Origin of the sequence: Pseudoflavonifractor phocaeensis, assembly GCF_016901735.1 — a bacterium.
GTDB lineage: Bacteria > Bacillota > Clostridia > Oscillospirales > Oscillospiraceae > Pseudoflavonifractor_A.
Genome location: NZ_JACLZC010000004.1, coordinates 39,043 through 60,873, shown reverse-complemented (window position 1 = coordinate 60,873; position 21,831 = coordinate 39,043). Strand labels below are relative to the sequence as shown.

Sequence of the window (21,831 nt, the reverse complement as noted above, 5' to 3'; positions counted from 1 at the left end):
CAAATTGGTCCGGGGCCTCGCTTTTTGATGTTTTCCGGCGCTTAGAAGGCGTAGGGCTCCAGCCGCTCCAGAAGGGCGGCGCAGTCCTCGGCATGGATGACCACCTCCACCGGCTGGGAGGTGTCCAGGCTGAAAATGCCCAGAATGGATTTGGCGTTCACCACAAACCGGCCGGAGCACAGGTCAATCTCATAGGGATAGGGCGTGATCAGGTCTACAAAGTTCTTGACCTTCTCCACCGTGTCCAGATACAGGGTCTTTTTTCCCATTATCGCACCTCCAGATAGCGGTCCAAAATGGCCTGGCGGTTGGACTGGTTCAGGCTGCGGATCTTCTCCCGCAGGGGCAGCACCGACGCCGGCGCCACCGAGAGCTCGTCCACACCAAAGGCCAGGAATGTCTCGGTCAGGCTCAGGTCCGCCCCCAGCTCGCCGCAGATGCCGGCCCAGATGCCGTTCCGGTGGGCGTTCTCCACCGTCAGCCGGATGAGCTCCAGCACCGCCGGATGGTGGGGATCGTAAAAGCGGCCCAGATCCTGGTTCTGGCGGTCCACCGCGGTGGTGTACTGGGTGAGATCGTTGGTGCCGATGGAGAAGAAATCCACCTCCTTGGCCAGCTGATTGCTCAGAACGGCGGCGGCGGGGGTCTCGATCATGATGCCCAGCTCCACGTGCTCGTCAAAGGGCACGCCGGAGGCGGTCAGCTCGGCCCGCACCTGGGCGGCGATCTTTTTGACCTCCTGGATCTCCCACACCGAGGCGATCATGGGGAACATAATGGCCACACGGCCATAGGCGGAGGCCCGGTACAGCGCCCGCAGCTGGGTGTGGAAAATCTCCTGCCGGGTCAGGCAGATGCGGATGGCCCGCATACCCATGGCCGGGTTCTCCTCCTTGGGCAGATGGAAGTAGTCCACCTGCTTGTCCGCGCCGATGTCCAGCGTGCGGAAGATCACCCGCTTGCCCGCCATGGTCTCGGCCACCGACTTGTACGCCTGGAACTGTTCATTTTCACTGGGGTAGTCCTGGCTCTCCAGATAGAGGAATTCGCTGCGGAACAGGCCGATGCCCTCGGCGTCGTTGGCCAGCACCGCGCCCAGGTCGCTGGGATTGCCGATGTTGGCATAGGTCAGAATGCGCTGTCCGTCCTGAGTCTCGCCGGGCAGGCCCTTGAGCTGGGTGAGCAGACGCTTCCGCTCTGCCAGCTTCGCCTGCTTTTCCAGCAGCGCCGCCTGGGTCTCCTTGTCCGGCTCAATGTACAGCTGTCCGGTGGCCCCGTCTATGGCGGCGGTCTTGCCGTCGTAGAGCTCCGCCTGGAACTCGGGCCCCAGGCCGATGATGGCCGGGATGCCCATGGTCCGGGCCAGAATGGCGGTGTGGGAGTTGACGGAGCCGCCCGCCGTGGCAAATGCCAGGATCTTGCTCTTGTCCAGCTGGACCGTCTCGCTGGGGGCCAGATCGTCCGCGGCCACGATGACCGGCTGGTCCGCGTCGATGGCGTCGCTCTGTTCGCCCTCCAGCACCCGCAGCAGCCGCTCGGAGATGTCCTTGACGTCCGCAGCCCGGCCCTGCATGTAGTCGTCGTCCATGTCGGAGAACATCTTGGCAAAGTTCTCTCCCGTAATGGCCACGGCATATTCGGCGTTGACGCTCTGCCGCTCGATGATGCTGCGGATGGAGTCGCAGTAGTCGTCGTCCTCCAGCATCATCTGGTGGATCTCAAAGATCTGGGCGCCCTGCTCTCCCACCTGGGTCAGCGCCTTTTCGTAAAGCTTTCCCAGCTGGTCGATGGCCGCCGCCTGGGCCGTCTGGAAGCGCTCCAGCTCAGCCTGTACGTCCTCCACACGGCGGCGGCTCACCAGCTGCCGGTCATGCCGGTAAAATTTCAGCGTTCCAATGGCCACGCCGCCGCTGGCCCCGCTCCCCTGCAAGCTCTTCATCTCGACGCTCCCTCTCTTATCCGATCACAGGTTGTCCTTCAAAAACTGCTCGATCCCCGCGCTGGCCTTCTCCTCGTCAGAGCCGGTGACCGTCACCGTCACGGTGTCCCCGCAGCGGACGCCCAGACCCATCAGAGCCATGAGCTTGGTAGCGCCGGCGCTCTTCCCGTCCTTTTCAAACAGGATCTCGCTCTCATAGGCCTTGGCGGTCCGGACCAGCAGGCCGGCGGGACGGGCATGGATACCCACGGGATCGGTGATGACATAAGTAAACTGTTTCATAATAAAAGCACTCCTTTTTTATGATTTGAATCATGGGTTGGGTCTATCTTTTATACCGGACATTGGACCTTGGCTTCCAGCAGCTGCTCCAGCGGCCGGACGGCGCCGGTCTTGACCAGTTGGACCGTCTCGTAATCCTCCGCGTTGGTGACCATCACCGCCGTGGTGGTGGACAGCCCCGCCTTGGTGATGACATCCGGGTCAAAGCGCATCAGCGTCTGACCGGCCTTGACCGTGTCCCCCTCGGCGCACAGGAGCTGGAACCCCTTCCCGTCCAGGGAAACCGTGTCGATGCCTACGTGGATGAGGAGCTCCATACCGTCGGGAGAGGAGATGCCGATGGCGTGGCCGGTGCCCGCCGCCGTGCTGATGGTGCCGTCAAAGGGCGCCACCACCTCGCTGCCGTCCGGCACGATGCCGCAGCCCATTCCCAGTACGCCGGCGGCAAAGGTGGGGTCGGGGATCTCCTCCATGGGAATCACCGTACCGCTGAGGGGCGCGTAAACCACGCCGGGGACACACGTTACAGCGGGCTGCTCCGGCTGGGCCTCCTTGGGCTCCTGCTCCGTCTCTTCCTCCTTTTCCCGGTACAGCACCCAGCACACCGCGAAGGCCACCACAAAGGTTACCACCAGCTCGATGAGGTAGGGGACGGTATAGCCGGTGGTGGTGAGGAAGCCGAAGAGACCGGTCACACCGTAGGCTGTGGCGCCGATGCCGAAGATGTAGGCCACCACCGAACCGGCGGCGGCGCCCACCATGCCGGCAATCAGCGGCGTAACAAAGCGGAGGTTGACGCCGAAGATGGCGGGCTCGGTGATGCCCAGGAAGCCGGAGAGGGCGGAGGGCAGCGCCAGGCTCTTGAACTTGCGGTTGCGGGTCTTGAGGGCCACGGCCAGACAGGCGGCGCCCTGGGCGAAATTGGCGGCCGAGGCAATGGGCATCCAGGTGTTGAGGCCCGAGGAGAGCATACCGGCCTCAATTACATTATACATGTGATGGATGCCGCATACCACCGTCAGGGGGTAAACAATGCCCATCAAAGCCGCGCCGATGCCGAAAGGAATGGTGATGAGGACCTGCACGCCGTTGAGCACCCAAGTCTCCAGGGTGGAAAAGATGGGGCCAAAGATGGTGAGGGTCAGGTAGCCGGTGACACACACGGTGGTCAGCGGGGTGACGAAGAGGTCGATCATCTCAGGCACGTGCTTGTGGAGCCATTTTTCAATCTGACACATGAGCCAGACCGCGATGATGACCGGAATCACGTGGCCCTGATAGCCGGTGAGCTGGATATCAAAGAGGCCGAACCACACATCAGCGGTGGGAATGGTCTGGCCGGCCGCGGTCATGGAGGCCACGTTCCAGGCGTTGACCAGATCGCTGTGGATCATAATCATGCCCATGACCGCGCCCAGGAAAATATTCCCGCCAAATACCCGGGCCGCCGATACAGCCACCAAAATGGGAAGAAAGACAAAGGCCGCGTTGGAAAACATGTGGAAAATGGTGTAGGTGCCCGACTCGGTCAGGCCGGGAATGGCGTTGGACAGGCCCTCCAGAATACCCATCAGCAGGCCGGAGGCCACGATGGCCGGCAGGATGGGAACGAACACGTCGCCCAGCGCCTTGACCATCCGCTGCAAGATGTTCTGCTTGGCCGCGGCAGCCGCCTTGACCTCATCCTTGGTGGCCGCCGTCATGCCGGAGATGCTGAGGAATTCATCGTAAACCTTGTTCACCGTGCCGGTGCCGATGATGAGCTGAAGCTGTCCATTGCTCTGAAAGACGCCCTTGACTCCTTCGGTGTCCTCCAGCCCCTTGAGATCAATTTTGCTGTTGTCCACCGTCACCAGCCGGAGCCGGGTGGCGCAGTGCGCCGCGCTGACCAAGTTCTCTCTCCCGCCCAGTTTATCATAGATGTCCTGGGCACATTTGCGGTAATCCATGATCTTTCCCCCTTGTACGAAATCAAGTTTTTGAAATCGTTTTCACTGTGCTTTCATTCTACGTTACATTTTGCCATTTGTCCAGACGGAATCTTTTACAATTTTTTTACAGGCTTTTTGAGCATAACGTCAAAAGGACCCGGCGCTCCGCCGGGTCCTTTCCGTAATATTCACCTCAGCCGTCCCACGACGGCTCCGGCGCGCCTTTCCAGGGACTCAGAAGGCCACTTCCATGCCGTCGTAAGCGGCCAGGATGCCGCGCTCCGCGCCCCAGCGCTCCAGGTCCTCCTGGGTCATGTTGCCGTTGTGGCTGAAATGGTTGATGACCTTGACGGTCTTGTCGTTCACACAGCCCAGCGCCTCCATTTTGGCCAAAAAGGGCTCGATATCCGGCAGACCCATATGGTAGCCCCCGATGGTCTTTTGCCCCATGGTGGCGTCCAGGCTGACCAGGTCGAACCGCTCCGCCGCCAGCAGCGCCCAGGCCGCCTCCGACAGATTGACGCCGGTGTCGTGGCCGTAAAAGACGGTCTTGCCGCCCTTTTTGCAAATATAGACCAGGCTCTCCTCCCGCTTGTCGTGGTCGGCGGGCACCGCGATGATCTCCCAGCCCCCCGCCGCCTGGATGCGGTCGCCGCCGTGGGTGTTGTGGAAATGGACCACGTCGTCAATGGGATGGGGCTTGAAACGGTCGATAAGGATATGCTCATAAAACGCCTTCTCCACCGCGCTGTTGCCATAAACGTCCAGCACCCCCACCGTGCCGCGGCCAAAGTGCTCGTGCCGGTGGATGAGGTCGGTGGGGAACCAGTGGTCCATATGGCTGTGGGTCACCAGCAGCGTCTGGATCTTCCCCAGATCCAGACCGTGGCGCAGAGCATGGCAGTAGGTGTCCGGCGGAAAATCCAGCAGGATCTCCCCGTCCAGCAGGGCCTGGGTACGGGTGCGCAGATTCCGGCCGCCGTTGGCCCGGGCATGGGCGCAGATCGGGCAGGAACAGAACAGGGCAGGCCAGCCTTCCGCGGCAGCAGTGCCCATATACAAGAGCTTCATGACAGTTTTTCTCCTTTTCGCCCAATTGGCGTCATTTTCAAATGGATTCCCGCTCGATCACGGTATAGCCCAGCATGGTCTGATGAATGGGGCCGGGCTCCCCCTTGTTCTCCACGATATCCAGCAGCAGCCGTGCGGCGGTCTCCCCGCTCTTTTCGTAGTAAAAATGGGCGGTGGTCAGATGGGGCGTAATATACTCCCCCGCCCAGCTGTCGCCCACACCGGCCACGCTCACGTCCTCCGGCAGGCTGCGGCCCGCCTGCCGGAGGGTCTCCATGGCGCCAAAGGCGATGAGATCGGTGGCGCAGATGACTCCGTCCACGTCCGGTGTGGTCTCCAGCAGCTTTTTCATGGCGGCGCGTCCGCCCGCCACGTTGAAGGGGCTGTTTACCACCGCCAGGGCCGACGGGTCCAGCCCGTGCTCCTTCATGGCGGCCTGGACGCCCCGCCGGCGGTTGAGACCGGCGGCCACGTCCTGCTCGATGACTCCGATATAGCCCAGTTTTTTTCGTCCGCGGGCAATGATGCGGTTGGTCAGTTCCTGCGCAGCGCCGAAGTCGTCATGGTAGACGCAGGGCACCTGCCGGAACTGCTGCCCCGCCACCACGATGGGAAAGGGGGCGTTTTGCAGCATCTCCTCATGGCGGGGCGTGAGGACGGTGGCCATCAGGATCACGCCCGCCACGGGACGGCTCTGAAAGAGACCCAGATAGGCCAGTTCCTTCTCCGGGTCGTTTTCCGTATTGGCCAAAAGACAGAGATACCCCTTTTCGGAGAGGACACGGGTGGCCCCGGCCGTAACCCGACTCACCGCGTCGGAGCTGATTTTCGGCACGATCAGCCCGATGTGGTCGGTGGTACCGGTGCGCAGCATCTGGGCCACCGTATCCGGCTGATACCCCGTCTCTTCAATGGCGGCCCGGATGCGTTCCCGTTTCTCCTGGCTCAGAGAGCCGCCGTTAAGATAGCGGCTCACCGCTGCGCTGGACACGTTGGCGATCCGTGCCAACTCCTTCATGGTCATTTTGCTTCTTCCTCCCGTCCTTTCTTCAGCCACAGGAAGCCGTAGGGCGGCAGATTTACGGCCCCCAGGTGTACCGGCTGGCCGGTCACCAGGTCCACAAAGCCGTCCTCTTCCCACATCCAGGCGGTGCGGGCCTCCTCGCAGAAGTTGAAGAGGGCCACGAAACGCTCGCCGCCCCACTCACGGCCCACGCCCAGAATCTGATCGCACCAGGTATCCAGGGTATACACCCCCGCGTCCGACCGGAATACCGTCTCGGCGGCCCGGATCTCCTCCAGCTTCCGCAGGGCGGCAAAGAGCCGGCCCTGCCGCGTCTCCGGGTCATCCCGCATCTCGGCCAGGTCCCACTGGAAATTTCCACGGTGGATGTAGCGGCTGTCGTCCCACTTTTCCGGGTTTTCATGATAGGTATAGTCGTTGAGCTGACCCACCTCGTCGCCGCTGTACAGCACGGGAATGCCGCTCTGGGTCAGCATCCAGGCGTGGAGCATCACGTCGCAGGAAATGGAACGGTCCAGCTTGTCCTCGTCCTGCTCGTAGACGGCGGCCTCGGTACCGCACAGAGAGGCGGTGGTACCGCACAGACGGGCGTCGCCCAGGCGGGGATCGTCGTTGTAGAGCTCCCCTCTGGACCAGCTGCCCGGCCATCTGCCGGTAAACCAGTCGTTGAGGTAACGCTTATGGGCCACTTCCTCCATGCCGAACTGCCGCAGCCAGGGATAATCCAGGCCCCAGCCGATGTCGTCGTGGCAGCGCAGATAGTTCAGGAACAGGTAGTCATGGGGCAGGGCGCACACCTGGTCCAGCTGGTGGCGGAGGAGGCGCACATCCCGGGTGGCCACGGTGTGCCAGGTGCTGGCCATGGTGGTGACGTTGTAGAGCATCTGACACTCCGGCTTTTCCACCGTGCCGAAGTAGGGGGCCACCTTGGCCGGCTCCATGACCACCTCGCCCAGCAGCAGCACCGCCGGACAGACGATCTCACAGGCCAGGCGCATCATACGCACCAGGGTGTGGACTTTTGGCAGGTTGCGGCAGTCGGTGCCCAGTTCCTTCCAAATGTAGGGTACGGCGTCCAGACGGATGACGTCAATGCCCCGGTTGGTGAGGTAGAGGAGATTCTCCGTCATGTCGTTGAACACCACGGGATTGGCGTAATTCAGGTCCCACTGGTAGGGATAGAAGGTGGTCATCACGAACTGACGGCAGTCCTCCAGCCAGGTGAAGTTGCCCGGCGCGGTGGTGGGAAACACCTGGGGGACGGTCCGCTCAAACTGGGCGGGAATGGACCAGTCGTCATAGAAGAAATAGCGCTTTTTGCACTCTATATCCCCCATTCTGGCTTTTCTGGCCCACTCATGGTCCTCGCTGGTATGGTTCATGACAAAGTCCAGGCAAAGGCTCATACCCTTCTCCCGGCACTGATCGGCCAGGGCCTCCAGGTCGTCCATGGTGCCCAGCTCCAGCTGGACGGTGCGGAAATTGGACACGGCATAGCCGCCGTCGCTCCGCCCTCTGGGGCTCTCCAGCAGAGGCATCAGGTGCAGGTAGTTGACGCCGCACTCCTCCAGATAGGGCAGCTTTTTCTGTACGCCCTTCAGGTCGCCGGCAAAGGCGGAGACGTAGAGCATCATGCCCAGGATCTGGTTGGAGCGGAACCAGCCGGGCTGATTGAGCCGCCGGCGGTCCAGGGCCTTCAGGTCGGGCTTGCGGGCGTCGTAGCTCCGGCGGAGCATGTCGCAAAAATAGCGGAAGGCGTCCATATCATTGTGGTAAAGCTCACAATACAGCCACTTCAGCTCATCATAGCGGGCCGAAAGACGCTCTTCAAAGGCGGTATCCACCATTTCTCTGGTCTCTTTCTTCATGTCGGTCCTCCCTCTCATTCACCCAGCTCTTCCAGGGTCGGCATGGCGGGGATGGCCCCGCTGCGGGAACAGGTCAGGGACGCGGCCCGGTTGGCAAAGGTGAGGATCTCCTCCATGGCCTTGCCGTTCAGTCCGTCCAGAGGCGCCTCGCCCCGGCGCACCAGGCGGCTGAGCACCGCACCCAGGAAGGTGTCGCCCGCGCCGTTGGTATCGGCCACCTTGGTGGCCACGCCGGGCACCATACCGGTCTCCTCCCCCACCCGGTAGTAAGCGCCTTCGCCGCCCAGGGTCACCAGCACCAGCGTGACCCCCTGCTCCACCAGCCGGTGGGTGCCCTCGGCCAGATCGGCGGTGCCGGTGAGCAGCGGCAGTTCCTCCTCCGACAGCTTCACCACGTCGCACAGCGCCACCGGCTCCTTCATCCAGGTCACGGCGGTGGCCTCGTCGCTCCAGAGATTGGCCCGGTAATTGGGGTCATAGCTCACCAGCGCGCCCATGGACTTGGCCTTTTTGGCGGCGGCCAGAGTCGCCGAGCGGGACGGGTCGGCCGTCAGGCTCACCGAGCCAAAGTGGAGGAATTTGGTCCCCTCGGTGAGGGCATCTTCCGCTTCCGCAGGTGTGAGGAGGATATCCGCGCCGGGAGAGCGGTAAAAGGTAAAGCTCCGGTCGCCGGAGGGGTCCACGCTCACCACCGCCAGCGTGGTGGGCGCCTGGTCGGTGCCATACATGCCGGACACGTCCACGCCGTTGTCCACCAGCACCTGGCGCAGGGTGTCCCCAAAGGCATCCTGCCCCACCTTTCCCACAAAGGCCGTCCGGGCCCCCAGACGGGCCGCCGCTACCGCCACGTTGGCCGGCGCACCGCCGGGATTGGCGGCATACTGACGTACCCCCGCCTCGTTCACACCGGTCTGGGTCAGGTCGATGAGCACCTCTCCCACTGCAATCAAATCTTTCATGAAAGAAATACCTCCCTTGCCTCGTTTCAAATAAATGATGAATTTCTTTGTAATCGAATTCATTAAAAATCATACCATATCCCAAACCGCCCCGCAAGGGGGTTTGGAAAAAAGTCGCATTTATTTGCGCGGCGTCCCTTTCCGCCCCGGCAATCCGTCTCTAAAAATACTTTTCCTCCTGTTTATTGCCTCAAAAACCGGTATATTATATATAAAAACAGAAAAAACGCCTTCTCTTTCCCGGAAAATTCGGACCGTTCCGCCGCCCCTTCCCACTCCCGCGCCGATCCCCGCGCCAAATGCCGTTCCTCTCCCCCGTTTCCCGCAATACTGAAAAATACCTTTCCGTCTTTTTCCCTCTGCCGGACAAAAATCGCCCTCTTTCCCCATGCTTCCTCCTCTTTCTGACAAATACGATTCCAATCCCCCGGATTTTTATGTCTACTTTATGATTGACAGCGCGGAAACAATGTGTTACAATTTGGTTACAAGTTTTTCAGAACGATAACAGGAGGCTGCCCATGGCAAACGAAAACATCCCTCTGACCTACAAGGGCCATCCGCTGCGCCGGAAAGATCATCTCATCTACTACGGCAGCATGGCTGATAAATACATTATCCTCCTCCAGATTATGGACACCAAAAAGGTTCAGGATCTGGACGTGGCCACCCGGGTGGCCATTCAGCTCCAGCTAACCGATCCCGAGCTCAAGAGCCGGGACAAGGTGGTCAAAAAGACCGAGAAGGACAGCCTGTACGCCGCCATTGACGTGGCTTCCGTATGGCTGGACCGGGCGTTGTCCGGCAAGTAATTCTATACCAAAGAACCATCCGGGCCGCCTTTGCCGCCCACCTATTTTGAACGGAGGAACGATACCAATGATACAGCCCGTCAAGGTCCTGCGCACTGTGTTTCTGACCGCTGTGGTCTCTGCCGCCTGCATCGTCAGCGCCGCCGCCGCCAGCGTCGGCGTGGGAACGGTCACCGCCGACGCCCTGCGTCTGCGGGAAAACGCCAGCACCGAGTCCACCATTCTGGCCACCGCCGCCAAGGGCGACAGCGTCATCATCCTGGCCGACGCCGGCAACAACTGGTACAAGGTGGATTACAGATCGGTTCAGGGCTATATGTCCGGCGAATATCTTACCGTCGCTACCACCGCTGACGCCGCCATCGGCTACGGCAAGGTCAGCGCCGGCGGCTCTTCCCTCAATCTGCGCAGCGGCGCGGGCACCTCTTACAGCATCGTCTCCTCCCTGCCCGACGGCACCATCGTGGAGATCGTGGGCATCGACAACGGCTGGTATAAGGTCCAGTACAGCGGCAAGACCGGTTATGTGAGCAGCGACTATATGGTCACCGTCAAGGACTCCGTGGGCTCCCGCAGCACCGCCGAGGCCGCCGCGTCCTCCGCCATCGGCGACCAGATCGTGGCCTACGCCAAGCAGTTCCTGGGCACTCCCTACGTCTACGGCGGCAACGGCCCCAATTCCTTTGACTGCTCCGGCTTTACTAAGTACGTCTATTCCCACTTCGGCGTCACCCTCAACCGTACCGCCACCGATCAGCTGGCCAACGGTACCGCCGTCTCCAAGAGCGAGCTCCAGCCCGGCGACCTGGTCTTTTTCCGGGCCAACACCACCAAGCCCGTCTCTCATGTGGGGATCTACATCGGCAACGGTCAGTTTATCCACGCCTCCACCAATACATATTCCGTCCAGATCGACACCCTGTCCTCCGGCTACTACTCCAGAGTGTACGTCTACGGTCGTCACATCCTGTAAGCTTTTCCCTTCCGTTCAAAATCGGAAGCACGGCGCAGTTTTTGCGCCGTGCTTTTTTTCTTTTATACATTTAGATGTTCTTCTAATTGTCTCTTGACATCCCCTCCGGACTGTGTTACTTTATATTTAGATAAAATTCTAAATGATAGGAGGGAACACAGCCATGGGATTTCAGGATACCTTTAAGGCCCTCAGCGACCCCACCCGGCGGGAGATCCTCCACCTCCTGCGGGACGGCGCCAAGACCGCCGGGGAGATCGGCAGTCACTTCCCCATCACCGGGGCCAGCATCTCCCACCACCTGTCGGTCCTGAAGGACGCCGGGCTGGTGAGCGACGACAAGCGGGGCAAATGGATCTACTACGAGTTGAATCTGTCGGTATTGGACGAGATCACCGGCTGGATCGCCGGTCTGAAAGGTGGGAAACAGGATGAAGCATAAATGGTGTGTGATCCTTCTGTGGGTCTTTGCGCTGGCGCCGCTGCTGGCGCTGGCCCTTCTGTACGGCACTCTGCCCGACCAGGTGCCCCTCCACTGGGGGCTGGACGGGACCGTGGACCGCTACGGCTCCAAGGCAGAGCTGTTTCTCCTGGGCGGCATCGCTCCCATAATGGCGCTGCTGCTCATGGGCCTGCCCAAGCTGGACCCGCGGAAGCAAAACTATGCAAAATTTCAGGGCTATTACGACTCCTTCGCCATTGCCATTGTGATTTTTCTCGGCCTGCTGATGGGACTCACCTTTGTAGAGAGCTTTCATCCGGGCACCTTGTCGGTGGGGCGGTTCGTGCTGGCTTTGATGGGGCTGCTCTTCGTTTTCCTGGGCAATATGCTGGGAAAGATCAAGCCCAACTTTTTCTTCGGCGTCCGCACCCCCTGGACCATCTCCGATCCGGATGTCTGGAACAAAACCCACCGGCTGGCCGGTATGCTGTGGTTTTGGTCGGGCCTCCTGTTTCTGGTGGGCGCGCTGCTCCTGCCGGAGGCGGTGATGTTCGTGCTGCTGATGGTCTGCATCCTGGCCACCAGTCTGATCATGGTGGTCATGAGTTATGTATGGTACCGGAAAAAGAACCCGTAACAACAAAAACCGGACCGATGGCTGTCATCGGTCCGGCTTTTTCTTTGCTTAAAATGCCGCATTGAGCAAGGGTCCGATCCCCACCAGCGCGGCCAGTACCACCGCGGCCACCATGACCGCGACCATGATTTTCCAAGTCATACCCTGTTCTCCCATACGTCACCCTCCTTTGGTGCGGAGGCTTCCGCATCGGGACGGCGCTCAGAACGTCTCGTCCTCCGGCGGGACCTCCGGGTCCACGCCGTCCGCCTGGGACGGCGCTGCCGTTTCCTCCTGCCCGGCGCCCTCTGTGGTTCCTTCGGCGCGGAGCTGGGCAATGCGTTCCTTGTTTTCCTCAATGGTGATGCGCGCGGCGGTGATCTTCTCACACAGGGCGCTGTACGCCGGCTCGGGCGCGTTGCCCCGCTCGGCATAGTAGATGCGTCCCAGTTCCTGATAGGCCTTGCGGATGGTGTCCTCCTCGCCGGCGTTCACCAGGTTCAGTCGGGCGATCTCCGCCAGCTGCTTGGACTTGGCCATACCTACCTGGGCCAGATCCGCCGCCTTTTCCTTGAAATCGTCAAAAAAAGCCATTTGTAAGCCCTCCTTTTCTTACGGCAGACGACCTGCCGTCTGGCTTGCTTCTTCTCTTCCATTGTAATCCATTTTCCCCCGCGGCGCAAGAGAGGGCTTTGTTATTTTAGACAATTTTAATTTTTTCTCTCCCCCTCTTTCCCAATATTTCGCCGACGCAAAATTTTCCTGTCCACCGGGGAAAAATTGTGGTACACTGTTACCAGCGGCGCCGGCAATTCGCGGCGCCGGCATTCTCGGACGCCGTTTTTTCGGCGTTCCGCTGGAGGTTAGAGCAATGAGTTGGATCCAAGACGCTGTATTTTATCACATCTACCCCCTGGGCTTTTGCGGCGCCCCCTTTCATAACGACGCCGCCGAGCCCATCTGCCGGCTGGACAAGCTCCATGCCTGGATTCCCCATCTGAAGGAATTGGGGGTCAACGCCGTTTATCTGGGGCCTGTCTTTCAGTCCTCCACCCACGGCTACGACACCAAGGACTACCGGCAGATCGACTGGCGTCTGGGTGACAACGACTCCTTCCGCGCCCTGTGCGACGCGCTCCATGAAAACGGCATCCGGGTGGTGCTGGACGGCGTGTTCAACCACGTGGGCCGGCAGTTCTGGGCCTTCCGGGACGTGCAGCAGAACGGCCCCTCCTCCCCCTACTGCTCCTGGTTCCAGAACCTGAACTTCGGCGGCGGCAGTCCCATGGGCGACCCCTTCTGGTATGAGAGCTGGCAGGGACACTATGAGCTGGTCAAGCTGAATCTCCGCAACCCCGAGGTGGTGGAGCATCTGTTGGGCGCGGTGACCATGTGGATGGACCAGTTCCACATCGACGGCCTCCGGCTGGACGCCGCCGACTGCATTGACTTCGATTTCTTCCGCACCCTCCGCCGCACCGTCCGGGAGAAGGACCCGGATTTCTGGCTCATGGGCGAGATCATCCACGGCGACTACGCCCGCTGGGCCAATCCCGAGATGCTGGACTCCACCACCAACTACGAGTGCTGGAAGGGCCTCTGGTCCTGCCACAACGACCAGAATTACTTTGAAATCGCCCACTCCCTCAACCGGCAGTTCGGGCCCGGCGGCATTTACCGCAATATCATCACCTACAATTTCGCCGATAACCACGACGTGGACCGGGTGGCCGGCAAGCTCAAGGACAAGGCGGACCTCAAGAACCTCTACACCATCCTTTACACCATGCCCGGCGTGCCCTCCATCTACTACGGCAGCGAGTGGGCCCTGGACGACTGCCGCACCCCCACCTCCGACGTGGCCCTGCGGCCCTGCCTGGAGCTGGAGGAGATGGCCGAAAAGGACCAGTCTCTGTGCGCCTTCCTCAAAAAGCTCTCCGACATCCGTCTGGCCTTCCCCGCCCTGCGGGAGGGTGGCTACGAAAATGTCTCCATCCAGTGCAAGCAGCTGGTTTACCTCCGCTCCACCCCCGCCCAGAAGGTCTATGTGGTCCTGAATCTGGACGACCAGGAGGTCCACGTGGAGTTCCGCCATCAGGAGCCGGTGCTCCAGGACGTGCTCAACGATAACCAGACCTTCAACAACGACGGCGGGCGCTCCTGGCTGCCCGTCCCCGCCAAGGGCGCCCGCATTCTGGTGGGCGCACCGGACAAGTTTGAATTTTAATTTCCCGTTTTCCGCCGAAAAAGCCCCGGACCGTGTAAAAACAGGTCCGGGGCCTTTGGCTGCCCGCCGGGTCAGGACAGCTCGAACATGCCGTGATAGAGCTGGTAATAGACGCCCTTCTGGTCCAGCAGATCCTGGTGGTCGCCCCGCTCTACCACCTGGCCCTGCTCCAGGACCAAAATGGCGTTGGCGTTGCGCACGGTGGACAGCCGGTGGGCAATGACAAAGACCGTCCGCCCCTCCATGAGCGCGTCCATGCCGGTCTCGATGAGGGACTCGGTGCGGGTGTCGATGGAGGAGGTGGCCTCGTCCAGGATGAGGACCGGCGGGTCGGCCACCGCCGCCCGGGCAATGGCCAAAAGCTGCCGCTGGCCCTGGGAGAGGTTGGCCCCGTCTCCGGTGACCATGGTGTCGTAGCCCTGAGGCAGACGGCGGATGAAGGAGTCGGCGTTGGCGATACGGGCCGCCGCCACCACCTCTTCCCGGGTGGCGTCCAGCTTGCCGAAGCGGATGTTCTCCTCGATGGTGCCGGTGAAGAGGTGGGTATCCTGGAGCACGATGCCCAGCGACCGGCGGAGGGCGTCCTTGCGGATCCTGCGCACGTCGATGCCGTCGTAGGTGATGGACCCGCTGGTCACGTCGTAAAACCGGTTGATGAGGTTGGTAATGGTGGTCTTGCCCGCGCCGGTGGAGCCTACAAAGGCGATCTTCTGGCCGGGTTTTGCGTACAGGCTCACATTGCGCAGGATGGTCTGTCCCTTCTCATACCCAAAGACCACATGGTCAAAGCGCACGTCTCCCCGCAGCGGCACCAGCGGCGCGTCTGTCCGGGCGGTGTCCTGCCAGGCCCATTGGCCGGTCTTTTCGGTACAGGGCGTCAGCGTCCCGTCCCCCTCCTTGCGGACGTTGACCAGGGTCACCGTCCCCTCGTCCACCTCCGGCTCCTCCTCCATGGCGGAGAAGATCCGCTCCGCGCCCGCCAGGGCCGCCAGCAGGAAGTTCCCCTGCTGGGTGAACTGGTTGATGGGCATGGCCGCCTGGCGGACGAAAACCAGGTAGCTGGCCAGGCTGCCCACGTCGGTCATGCCCTTCAGGGCCATCAGGCCGCCCAGCACCGCCACAATGGCGTAATTGATGTAGGAAATACTCACCACCGCCGGGATCATGGTGGCGGCGTAGGACTGGGCCGAGGTGCCCGCCTGGCGCAGGCGCTCGTTTTTGGCCTTGAATTCCTCCAGGTTGGCTTTTTCCCGGTTAAAAACCTTGACTACCTTCTGCCCAGCCGCCATCTCCTCGATAAAGCCGTCCAGCGCCCCCAGCTCAATCTGCTGGCGGTTGAAGTAAAACTTGCTCTTTTTGCCGCTGTACCGGATGTAGAGGAACATGACGATGTAACACACCAGGGCGATCATGGAGAGCTGCCAGTTGAGGAGAAAGAGCATGGTGAGGGTGCCCACGATCTGGACAAAGCTCTGGATGACCATGGCAAAGGAGTTATTGAGGGCGTCGGCGATGGTGTCCACATCGTTGGTAAAGAGGCTCATCACGTCGCCCTTCTGCCGGGTGTCAAAATAGCGGAGGGGTAAGGTCTGGATGTGGTCGAAGAGGTCCCGCCGGATGTCAAAAAGCACCTTTTGGGCCGCCTTCACCATGGTCTGGGTATAGCCGAAGGCGGAGAGCGCGCCGGCGGCGTAAATGAGGGCCGTCACCGTGACGCCAAAGACCAGTCCCTCCATGTCTCCCGGCACCACATAGTTATTGATGACGGGCTTGATCATGTAGGTGCCCAGGAGGTTGGCCAGGGCGCTGACCGTCACCAGCACCGCCACCACCAGCAGAAGGAATTTATGCCGGCCCATATAGGACAGCAGCGCCCCCACCGTCTTTTTCAGGTCCTGGGGCCGTTTTCCGCTGAACGATCTAGCCAACGTCCTCACCGCCTTTCTGCTGGGAGTAGTAGAGCTCCTGATAAATGGGGCTGCGGGCCAGAAGCTCCCTGTGGGTGCCGGCGTCATGGATGCGCCCGTCCTCCAGAATGACGATGAGGTCGGCGTCCATCACCGAGGTGATGCGCTGGGCAATGATGATTTTGGTCACCTTCCGCAGCTTTTTCAATGTGGCGCGGATCTTGGCGTCGGTGGCGGTATCCACGGCGGAAGTGGAGTCGTCCAGAATGAGGATCTTGGGCCGCTTGAGCAGGGTACGGGCGATGCACAGCCGCTGCTTTTGGCCGCCGGACACGTTGACGCCCCCCTGCCCCAACTCGGTATCCAGACCGTTGGGCATCCGCTCCAAAAACTCGTCGGCACAAGCCGCCCGGCAGGCTGCCCACAGGGTCTCGTCGTCCGCCTCCGGGGCCCCCCACCGGAGATTGTCCCGGATGGTGCCGGAAAAGAGCACGTTCTTCTGGAGCACAATGCCCACCGCGTCCCGCAGCGCTTCCAGGTCATAAGAGCGCACATCCCTGCCCCCTACCCGCACCGCGCCGCCGCTCACATCGTAGAGCCGCGGGATGAGCTGCACCAGGGAGGTCTTGGCCGAACCGGTGCCGCCGATAAGTCCAACCGTCTGTCCCGCCCGGATCTTCAGGTTGATATGGGAGAGCACGTCCTCCTGGGCGCCAGCGGAATAGCGGAAGGACACATCGTCAAATTCCACGCTGCCGTCGGTGACCTGGGGCACCGGCGCCGGCGGATCGGCCAGGTCGGGGCGCTGGTCCAGCACCTCGGAAATGCGCCGGGCGCTGGCCAGGGAACGGCTCAGCATCAAAAATACGTTGGAAATGAGCATCAGAGAGTTCATCACCTGAAGCACATAGCTCAGAAATCCGGTGAGGTCTCCCACCTCCAGGTCGCCGGTCTGGATCATCTGGCCGCCAAACCAGAAAATCAACACCACCGAGGCGTACATAGTGGCCTGAAAGGCGGGCAGATTGAGCACCGCGAAATGGAAGGTCCGCTGGCTGGTCTCCATCAGCTGGGTGTTGACCCCGTCGAACTTCTCCGCCTCGTACTCGCCCCGCACAAAGGCCTTGACCGCCCGGATGGCCGTCAGCGCCTCCTGGACAATGGCGTTCATCCGGTCCATCACCACCTGGAGGCGGTTATACATGGGTGCCACTTTGCACACCACGAAGATCAGCACCAGCGCCAGAATGGGGGCGCACACCACAAACACCAGCGCCAGCCGGGCGTTCATGTAAAAAGAAAGGCCCAGTCCGAAAATCAGCATGGCCGGGCTGCGGATCAGCGGCCGCAGTCCGGTGGACACGGCGTTTTGCATCACCGTCACGTCGGTGGTCATGCGGGTCACCAGAGAGGCGGTGTCAAAATGGTCCAGATTGGCAAAATCATAGTGCTGCACGGCGGTAAATTCCGCCTCCCGCAGGGACGCGCCGAAGCCGCAGGCCGCCCGGGCCGCGTAACGGGCATAGAGCAGGCCGGTAATCAGGGCCAGCAGGGCGCAGAGGCCCATCTGTACACCCTTGGCCAGGATATAGTGGACATCCTGATGTTTCACCCCCACATCGATGATGTCGGCCATCAGCAGCGGAATGAACAGCTCAAAGCCGGTCTCAATAAAAACCAGGGCCATGGCCGCCGCCAGCTCCCGCCGGTAAGGACCGATGTGGGCAAAGATCCGTTTGAGGTCCCGCAAGCCTCCTCTCCCCCTTTCAGCTCTCCTGTTTTCCTCTCAAATTTCGGTAGGCCCGGGCCAAATAATCGGCAAATTGAGCCTGCTCCTCCGGACGAAAACCGTCCAGCATGACCTTCTCCATGGCCTGACAGCGCCGCTTCCAGCGCCGGTAGGTCTCCTCCCCCGCCTCGGTGAGAGAGACCGGCCCGCTGCGCCGTCCGCCGCTGCCGGCCGAGCTCACCAGCCCCTCCCGCTCCAAGGAGTCCAGCATACGGCACACCGCCGCCGGATCGATTTCGCACTGATCGGCCAGTTCCCGCTGGGTACAGCTCCCCAGCCGGTGGAGCACCGTTAACAGCTTGGGCTGGCCGGGCGTGAGCCCAATGGCGCTGATCTGGGGCCGGAGATAATTGCGCTGGGCATGGAAGGCCCGAAAGAGCAGGGCATGGAAAGAGTACTCCATTCCTTCCCCCTCCTTTCAAACATTGATATATCAATTATGCCCCCCTTGTCCCCTCCTGTCAAGGCGCAAAGGACGCGATTGCCCGCCGCCCAGCAAAGGGCGGCGGGCAAAAAAGCTTATGAATCGGCCTGCTCCTTCCGGCTTTGGAGCGCGGCCTCCCGCATGGCAAGGGTCTCCTCCAGCGAGCGGGGCGGACGGCGGTTGATCTCCTCGCTCCAGCGGCGGCACCACGCCTCCAGCTGCGTCAGTCCCTCCTCGCTCAGCGGAAACGACGCCTCTTCCTCTATATGGCTGAAGGCGTGGCCCCAGGGGCCCTCCCATACCTGCGCCTCCAGCCGCTCCCCCTCCTTGGGGGTCACCAGATAGCGCATCCGGCGGTCGCTGGCAGTCCAGAAATTGTCATTTTGAAAGTGTGAGAGCACCGGCAGGAAAAAGGTCCCCATCCTCACTCCTCCCGAGCGGCCAGAGCCTCGCCCACCGTGTAGATGTCTCCCGCGCCCACGGTGAGGATGAGATCCCCGGGCTGGGCCAGCAGGGCCAGCGTGTCGGTCACCTCTTCCAGGGTGGCGCAGTAGCGGCTGTTGGGGATACACCGGGCCAGATCCTGGGAGGAGATGCCGATGTCGTTGGTCTCCCGGGCGGCAAAAATTTCGGCCAGGACGGTAATGTCCGGCGCGGCCAGCGCCTGGACAAAGTCGTCAAAAAGAGCCTGGGTGCGGCTGTACGTGTGGGGCTGGAAGGCGCAGATCACCCGCCGGTAGCCCAGCGCGCCCACCGCCGAGAAGAGGGCCCGCAGCTCGCCGGGGTGATGGGCGTAATCGTCATAAATCTCCGCCCCGTGGTAGGTCCCCTTGTGCTCAAACCGGCGTCCGGCGCCCAAAAAGGCCCCCAGACCCTGGGAGACCGCCTGGGCGTGGAAGCCCAGAGCGATGGACGCGGCGGCGGCGGCCAGGGCGTTTTTGACGTTGTGGACGCCGGGCACCTGGAGGGCCACATGGGTGAACACCGCGCCGTCATGCACCACATCAAAGGAGGCCAGTCCGTTGGTCCAGGTCAGGTTGGCGGCGTGGACGTCCCCCCGCTCCAGGCCAAAGGTCATCATGGGCCGGTCCAGCCCCGCCAGGGTGTCCATGGTGTTGGCGTCGTCGGCGTTGGCGATGACCACCCCGTTCTCCGGCACCCGCAGGGCAAAGGCACGGAAGGACCGCTCCACATCGGCCAGGTCCTGGAAAAAGTCCAGGTGGTCGGCCTCAATATTCAGAATCACCGCCACGGTGGGGAAAAAGGACAGAAAGGAGTTGCAATACTCGCAGCTCTCCAGAATGATGGTCTCCCCCTTGCCCACCCGGTAGCCCGAGCCCAGCAGAGGCAGCACGCCGCCGATCATCACCGTGGGGTCTGCCGCGGCCGCCATGGCGATGTGGGTACACATGGAGGTGGTGGTGGTCTTGCCGTGGGTGCCGGCAATGCACAGGGCGTTTCGGTAGTCCTGCATGATGCGTCCCCACGCCTGGGCCCGCTCAAAGACCGGGATGCCCGCCTGCCGGGCGGCGGCGATCTCCGGGTTTTCATCGTGGGCGGCGGCGGTGCGGATCACCAGCTCCGCCTGGCCCAGGTTTTCCGCCCGATGGCCGATGGCCACCTGGATGCCAAGGGACCGCAGATGCTCCACCGCGGGGCTCTCCTTCATGTCCGAGCCGGTGACCACCATACCGAAGCGGTGGAGCACCTCGGCCAGGGGGGACATGGATACGCCGCCGATGCCGATGAGATGGGCCCGGCGGCCAGGGGCGATATAAGCGCTGATGTCCCGGTTTTCCCGGGTATCATGAACGTGAAAATCCGTCATGGGGCAAGACACCCTTTCTTTGAATCTTTGAAGCTTTTTTCTCCAGCGGATATTATATACCGCCCGTCAGGGTGATACAAGAGAAAAAGCGACAAAAGGAGGAGAAATTTCCATGGTTTTTCCCTCTCTTTTCTGCTACAATGGGCCCTGGTTTTCACGATTTTGACAGAAAGGCAGGACCTCCTCATGGACCGAATCAAACGGCCGGCCCTTACGCTGGCCCTGTGCGCATTTCTCCTGGCTCTTTTCGCCGCCGCCGCGCCCGCCACCGACGCCCACGCGCCGAATGGACAAGTCAAGGTAACGGCCTATTATCCCTCCTGGCGGACCGGGCGGGATACCCTTCAGTATGATAAGCTTACCCACATCTATTACGCCTTTGCCATCCCCACCCCCGAGGGCGGACTCCGTCCCCTGGAAAACGCCGCCAACGCCAGGGCCCTCATCCGGGAGGCCCACGCCCACGGCGTCAAGGTCCTGCTGGCGGTGGGCGGCTGGAGCTACCAGAACGTCCCGCTGGAGGACACCTTTGCCGCCGCCACCGCTACCCCGGAAAAACGGGCCGCCCTGACCGAGGCCATCCTCTCCATGTGCGCCCAATACGGCTTTGACGGGGTGGATATGGACTGGGAATACCCCAGGACCAGTGGTACATACCGGCAGTATGAGGACCTGATGCTCCGCCTGCGCGCCGGACTCCAGGGAAAACTCCTCACCACCGCCGTGCCGGGCGGCGTCTCCCCCGACACCGGAACGCCCTACGCCTCCTCCATGGCCTTTACCGACGCCGTTTTGGAGGCGGTGGACTGGGTCAACGTCATGGCCTATGACGCCAACAACGCCCAGCACGCCTCCTATGACTACGCCGTCCACGCCGGGAACTACTGGCACGAAACCCGGGGCTTACCCGCCGAAAAGGTGGTGCTGGGCCTTCCCTTCTACGCCCGTCCCGGCTCCGTCTCCTATGGCGCGCTGGTCCGCGCCGACCCCGCCGCCGCCCGGCGGGATACCTCGGTCTACAACGGCCAGACCGTCTGGTACAACGGCATTCCCACCATCCAGGCCAAAACCCGCTACGCCCTGGAACAGCTGGGCGGCGTGATGATCTGGGAGATCTCTCAGGACGCCGCCGACAGCAACCTCAGCCTCCTTACCGCCATCCATCAGGTGGTGGAAGCCCTCGCCCCCTTTGACGATGTGTCCCCCTCCGCCTGGTATGCCCCCAGCGTCCGGGCCGCCTGGCATCTGGGTCTCATGCGGGGCACCGGCGGGAACCTCTTCTCCCCCGCCGGCACCGTCACCGCCGCCGAGGCCGTCAGCCTCAGTGCCCGCATCCATGTCATCTATGAAAAGGGGACCGACCCCTTGGTCCAGGGCGTGCCCTGGTATCAGGTCTATCTGGACTATGCCCTGCAAACCGGCATCCTCTCCGCTTCCCTCACCACCCAGACCCTGGCCGCCCCCATCACCCGGCTTCAGTGCGCCATACTGCTCCGCCGCTCCCTTCCCCAGGAGGCCCTTGCCCCCATTCGGACGGTGGATACGATTCCCGACCTCTCCCCCCAGCGGGAAGGGTATGCGGACGTGCTCACCCTGTACCGCGCCGGTATCCTCACCGGCACCGACGCCAACGGCGCCTTCCGGCCCGACGCCGTCCTCACCCGGGCGGAGGCCGCCGCTCTGGCCGTCCGGCTCCTGGACCCAGACCAGCGCGCCGCCTGACCGGACATATGACAGAT

22 protein-coding genes are annotated in these 21,831 nt (G+C 61.9%); 7 read left to right on the top strand and 15 right to left on the bottom strand.

Annotation, left to right across the window (positions count from 1 at the left end):
• Positions 1–41: 41 nt before the first annotated feature.
• The 8 genes from H7U37_RS02025 to H7U37_RS01990 form a co-directional block, all read right to left on the bottom strand.
• The gene (locus H7U37_RS02025) at positions 42–269 is read right to left on the bottom strand and encodes an HPr family phosphocarrier protein (protein ID WP_204873187.1); all 228 of its coding nucleotides are present in this window, start codon (positions 267–269) and stop codon (positions 42–44) included.
• Complete coding sequence (gene ptsP, locus H7U37_RS02020) at positions 269–1,939, bottom strand: phosphoenolpyruvate--protein phosphotransferase (RefSeq protein ID WP_204873186.1); 1,671 nt, start codon at positions 1,937–1,939, stop codon at positions 269–271. The genes H7U37_RS02025 and ptsP overlap by 1 nt, the downstream gene beginning before the upstream one ends.
• A gap of 24 nt (positions 1,940–1,963) precedes the next feature.
• Complete coding sequence (locus H7U37_RS02015) at positions 1,964–2,221, bottom strand: HPr family phosphocarrier protein (RefSeq protein ID WP_204873185.1); 258 nt, start codon at positions 2,219–2,221, stop codon at positions 1,964–1,966.
• A 50-nt stretch (positions 2,222–2,271) separates the two neighbouring features.
• The gene (locus tag H7U37_RS02010; RefSeq protein ID WP_204873184.1) at positions 2,272–4,170 is read right to left on the bottom strand and encodes a PTS sucrose transporter subunit IIABC; all 1,899 of its coding nucleotides are present in this window, start codon (positions 4,168–4,170) and stop codon (positions 2,272–2,274) included.
• Between the two features lie 216 nt (positions 4,171–4,386).
• Positions 4,387–5,223 (bottom strand): MBL fold metallo-hydrolase, encoded by an 837-nt coding sequence (locus tag H7U37_RS02005; protein WP_204873183.1) that lies wholly within the window; start codon positions 5,221–5,223, stop codon positions 4,387–4,389.
• A gap of 37 nt (positions 5,224–5,260) precedes the next feature.
• Positions 5,261–6,241, bottom strand: a complete 981-nt coding sequence (locus H7U37_RS02000) for a LacI family DNA-binding transcriptional regulator (protein WP_204873182.1) — start codon at positions 6,239–6,241, stop codon at positions 5,261–5,263.
• Positions 6,242–6,243: 2 nt separating this feature from the next.
• Positions 6,244–8,115, bottom strand: coding sequence for an amylosucrase (locus H7U37_RS01995; protein ID WP_243414199.1), 1,872 nt, complete (start codon positions 8,113–8,115; stop codon positions 6,244–6,246).
• 14 nt (positions 8,116–8,129) lie between these two features.
• The gene (locus tag H7U37_RS01990) at positions 8,130–9,074 is read right to left on the bottom strand and encodes a carbohydrate kinase family protein (protein ID WP_204873181.1); all 945 of its coding nucleotides are present in this window, start codon (positions 9,072–9,074) and stop codon (positions 8,130–8,132) included.
• Between the two features lie 34 nt (positions 9,075–9,108).
• Here H7U37_RS01990 and H7U37_RS01985 point away from each other — a divergent pair, with 34 nt between their 5' ends.
• From H7U37_RS01985 to H7U37_RS01965, 5 genes are all read left to right on the top strand, one after another.
• Positions 9,109–9,408 (top strand): hypothetical protein, encoded by a 300-nt coding sequence (locus H7U37_RS01985; protein ID WP_204873180.1) that lies wholly within the window; start codon positions 9,109–9,111, stop codon positions 9,406–9,408.
• Positions 9,409–9,595: 187 nt separating this feature from the next.
• Positions 9,596–9,886, top strand: a complete 291-nt coding sequence (locus tag H7U37_RS01980) for a hypothetical protein (RefSeq protein WP_204873179.1) — start codon at positions 9,596–9,598, stop codon at positions 9,884–9,886.
• A gap of 67 nt (positions 9,887–9,953) precedes the next feature.
• A complete protein-coding gene (locus H7U37_RS01975; protein WP_204873177.1) occupies positions 9,954–10,859 on the top strand; it encodes a C40 family peptidase in 906 nt (301 codons plus the stop codon).
• 163 nt (positions 10,860–11,022) lie between these two features.
• On the top strand, positions 11,023–11,301 hold the full coding sequence (locus H7U37_RS01970) for an autorepressor SdpR family transcription factor (protein ID WP_204873175.1): 279 nt from the start codon (positions 11,023–11,025) through the stop codon (positions 11,299–11,301).
• The gene (locus H7U37_RS01965) at positions 11,291–11,938 is read left to right on the top strand and encodes an SdpI family protein (RefSeq protein WP_204873173.1); all 648 of its coding nucleotides are present in this window, start codon (positions 11,291–11,293) and stop codon (positions 11,936–11,938) included. The genes H7U37_RS01970 and H7U37_RS01965 overlap by 11 nt, the downstream gene beginning before the upstream one ends.
• Positions 11,939–12,139: 201 nt before the next feature.
• On the opposite strand, the gene H7U37_RS01960 is transcribed toward H7U37_RS01965, so the two are convergent.
• Together H7U37_RS01960 and H7U37_RS01955 are read right to left on the bottom strand one after the other, a co-directional pair.
• Complete coding sequence (locus tag H7U37_RS01960) at positions 12,140–12,511, bottom strand: serine proteinase (RefSeq protein ID WP_204873171.1); 372 nt, start codon at positions 12,509–12,511, stop codon at positions 12,140–12,142.
• 18 nt (positions 12,512–12,529) lie between these two features.
• The gene (locus H7U37_RS01955) at positions 12,530–12,745 is read right to left on the bottom strand and encodes a hypothetical protein (RefSeq protein WP_204873169.1); all 216 of its coding nucleotides are present in this window, start codon (positions 12,743–12,745) and stop codon (positions 12,530–12,532) included.
• A 43-nt stretch (positions 12,746–12,788) separates the two neighbouring features.
• Between H7U37_RS01955 and H7U37_RS01950 the strand changes: the two genes are divergently transcribed.
• The gene (locus H7U37_RS01950) at positions 12,789–14,144 is read left to right on the top strand and encodes an alpha-amylase family glycosyl hydrolase (protein ID WP_204873167.1); all 1,356 of its coding nucleotides are present in this window, start codon (positions 12,789–12,791) and stop codon (positions 14,142–14,144) included.
• A 71-nt stretch (positions 14,145–14,215) separates the two neighbouring features.
• Here the strand turns inward: H7U37_RS01950 and H7U37_RS01945 are convergent, their stop codons facing one another.
• The 5 genes from H7U37_RS01945 to murC all read right to left on the bottom strand — a co-directional run bounded on the left by H7U37_RS01945 (position 14,216) and on the right by murC (position 20,092).
• Positions 14,216–16,072 (bottom strand): ABC transporter ATP-binding protein, encoded by a 1,857-nt coding sequence (locus tag H7U37_RS01945; protein WP_204873165.1) that lies wholly within the window; start codon positions 16,070–16,072, stop codon positions 14,216–14,218.
• Positions 16,065–17,801 (bottom strand): ABC transporter ATP-binding protein, encoded by a 1,737-nt coding sequence (locus H7U37_RS01940; protein WP_204873163.1) that lies wholly within the window; start codon positions 17,799–17,801, stop codon positions 16,065–16,067. Before H7U37_RS01940 ends, H7U37_RS01945 begins: the two co-directional genes overlap by 8 nt.
• A gap of 16 nt (positions 17,802–17,817) precedes the next feature.
• On the bottom strand, positions 17,818–18,243 hold the full coding sequence (locus H7U37_RS01935) for a MarR family winged helix-turn-helix transcriptional regulator (RefSeq protein ID WP_204873161.1): 426 nt from the start codon (positions 18,241–18,243) through the stop codon (positions 17,818–17,820).
• A gap of 116 nt (positions 18,244–18,359) precedes the next feature.
• Positions 18,360–18,686 (bottom strand): hypothetical protein, encoded by a 327-nt coding sequence (locus H7U37_RS01930; protein WP_204873159.1) that lies wholly within the window; start codon positions 18,684–18,686, stop codon positions 18,360–18,362.
• A gap of 2 nt (positions 18,687–18,688) precedes the next feature.
• A complete protein-coding gene (gene murC / locus H7U37_RS01925; RefSeq protein WP_204873157.1) occupies positions 18,689–20,092 on the bottom strand; it encodes a UDP-N-acetylmuramate--L-alanine ligase in 1,404 nt (467 codons plus the stop codon).
• Between the two features lie 186 nt (positions 20,093–20,278).
• Here murC and H7U37_RS01920 point away from each other — a divergent pair, with 186 nt between their 5' ends.
• On the top strand, positions 20,279–21,814 hold the full coding sequence (locus tag H7U37_RS01920) for a glycosyl hydrolase family 18 protein (protein ID WP_204873155.1): 1,536 nt from the start codon (positions 20,279–20,281) through the stop codon (positions 21,812–21,814).
• Positions 21,815–21,831 lie beyond the last annotated feature (17 nt).

Coding starts and splice junctions, on each gene's coding strand:
- H7U37_RS02025 (WP_204873187.1), bottom strand. CDS start 269: ATGGGAAAAAAGACCCTGTATCTGGACACGGTGGAGAAGGTCAAGAAC.
- ptsP (WP_204873186.1), bottom strand. CDS start 1,939: ATGAAGAGCTTGCAGGGGAGCGGGGCCAGCGGCGGCGTGGCCATTGGA.
- H7U37_RS02015 (WP_204873185.1), bottom strand. CDS start 2,221: ATGAAACAGTTTACTTATGTCATCACCGATCCCGTGGGTATCCATGCC.
- H7U37_RS02010 (WP_204873184.1), bottom strand. CDS start 4,170: ATGGATTACCGCAAATGTGCCCAGGACATCTATGATAAACTGGGCGGG.
- H7U37_RS02005 (WP_204873183.1), bottom strand. CDS start 5,223: ATGAAGCTCTTGTATATGGGCACTGCTGCCGCGGAAGGCTGGCCTGCC.
- H7U37_RS02000 (WP_204873182.1), bottom strand. CDS start 6,241: ATGAAGGAGTTGGCACGGATCGCCAACGTGTCCAGCGCAGCGGTGAGC.
- H7U37_RS01995 (WP_243414199.1), bottom strand. CDS start 8,115: ATGAAGAAAGAGACCAGAGAAATGGTGGATACCGCCTTTGAAGAGCGT.
- H7U37_RS01990 (WP_204873181.1), bottom strand. CDS start 9,074: ATGAAAGATTTGATTGCAGTGGGAGAGGTGCTCATCGACCTGACCCAG.
- H7U37_RS01985 (WP_204873180.1), top strand. CDS start 9,109: ATGATGAATTTCTTTGTAATCGAATTCATTAAAAATCATACCATATCC.
- H7U37_RS01980 (WP_204873179.1), top strand. CDS start 9,596: ATGGCAAACGAAAACATCCCTCTGACCTACAAGGGCCATCCGCTGCGC.
- H7U37_RS01975 (WP_204873177.1), top strand. CDS start 9,954: ATGATACAGCCCGTCAAGGTCCTGCGCACTGTGTTTCTGACCGCTGTG.
- H7U37_RS01970 (WP_204873175.1), top strand. CDS start 11,023: ATGGGATTTCAGGATACCTTTAAGGCCCTCAGCGACCCCACCCGGCGG.
- H7U37_RS01965 (WP_204873173.1), top strand. CDS start 11,291: ATGAAGCATAAATGGTGTGTGATCCTTCTGTGGGTCTTTGCGCTGGCG.
- H7U37_RS01960 (WP_204873171.1), bottom strand. CDS start 12,511: ATGGCTTTTTTTGACGATTTCAAGGAAAAGGCGGCGGATCTGGCCCAG.
- H7U37_RS01955 (WP_204873169.1), bottom strand. CDS start 12,745: ATGCCGGCGCCGCGAATTGCCGGCGCCGCTGGTAACAGTGTACCACAA.
- H7U37_RS01950 (WP_204873167.1), top strand. CDS start 12,789: ATGAGTTGGATCCAAGACGCTGTATTTTATCACATCTACCCCCTGGGC.
- H7U37_RS01935 (WP_204873161.1), bottom strand. CDS start 18,243: ATGGAGTACTCTTTCCATGCCCTGCTCTTTCGGGCCTTCCATGCCCAG.
- H7U37_RS01930 (WP_204873159.1), bottom strand. CDS start 18,686: ATGGGGACCTTTTTCCTGCCGGTGCTCTCACACTTTCAAAATGACAAT.
- murC (WP_204873157.1), bottom strand. CDS start 20,092: ATGACGGATTTTCACGTTCATGATACCCGGGAAAACCGGGACATCAGC.
- H7U37_RS01920 (WP_204873155.1), top strand. CDS start 20,279: ATGGACCGAATCAAACGGCCGGCCCTTACGCTGGCCCTGTGCGCATTT.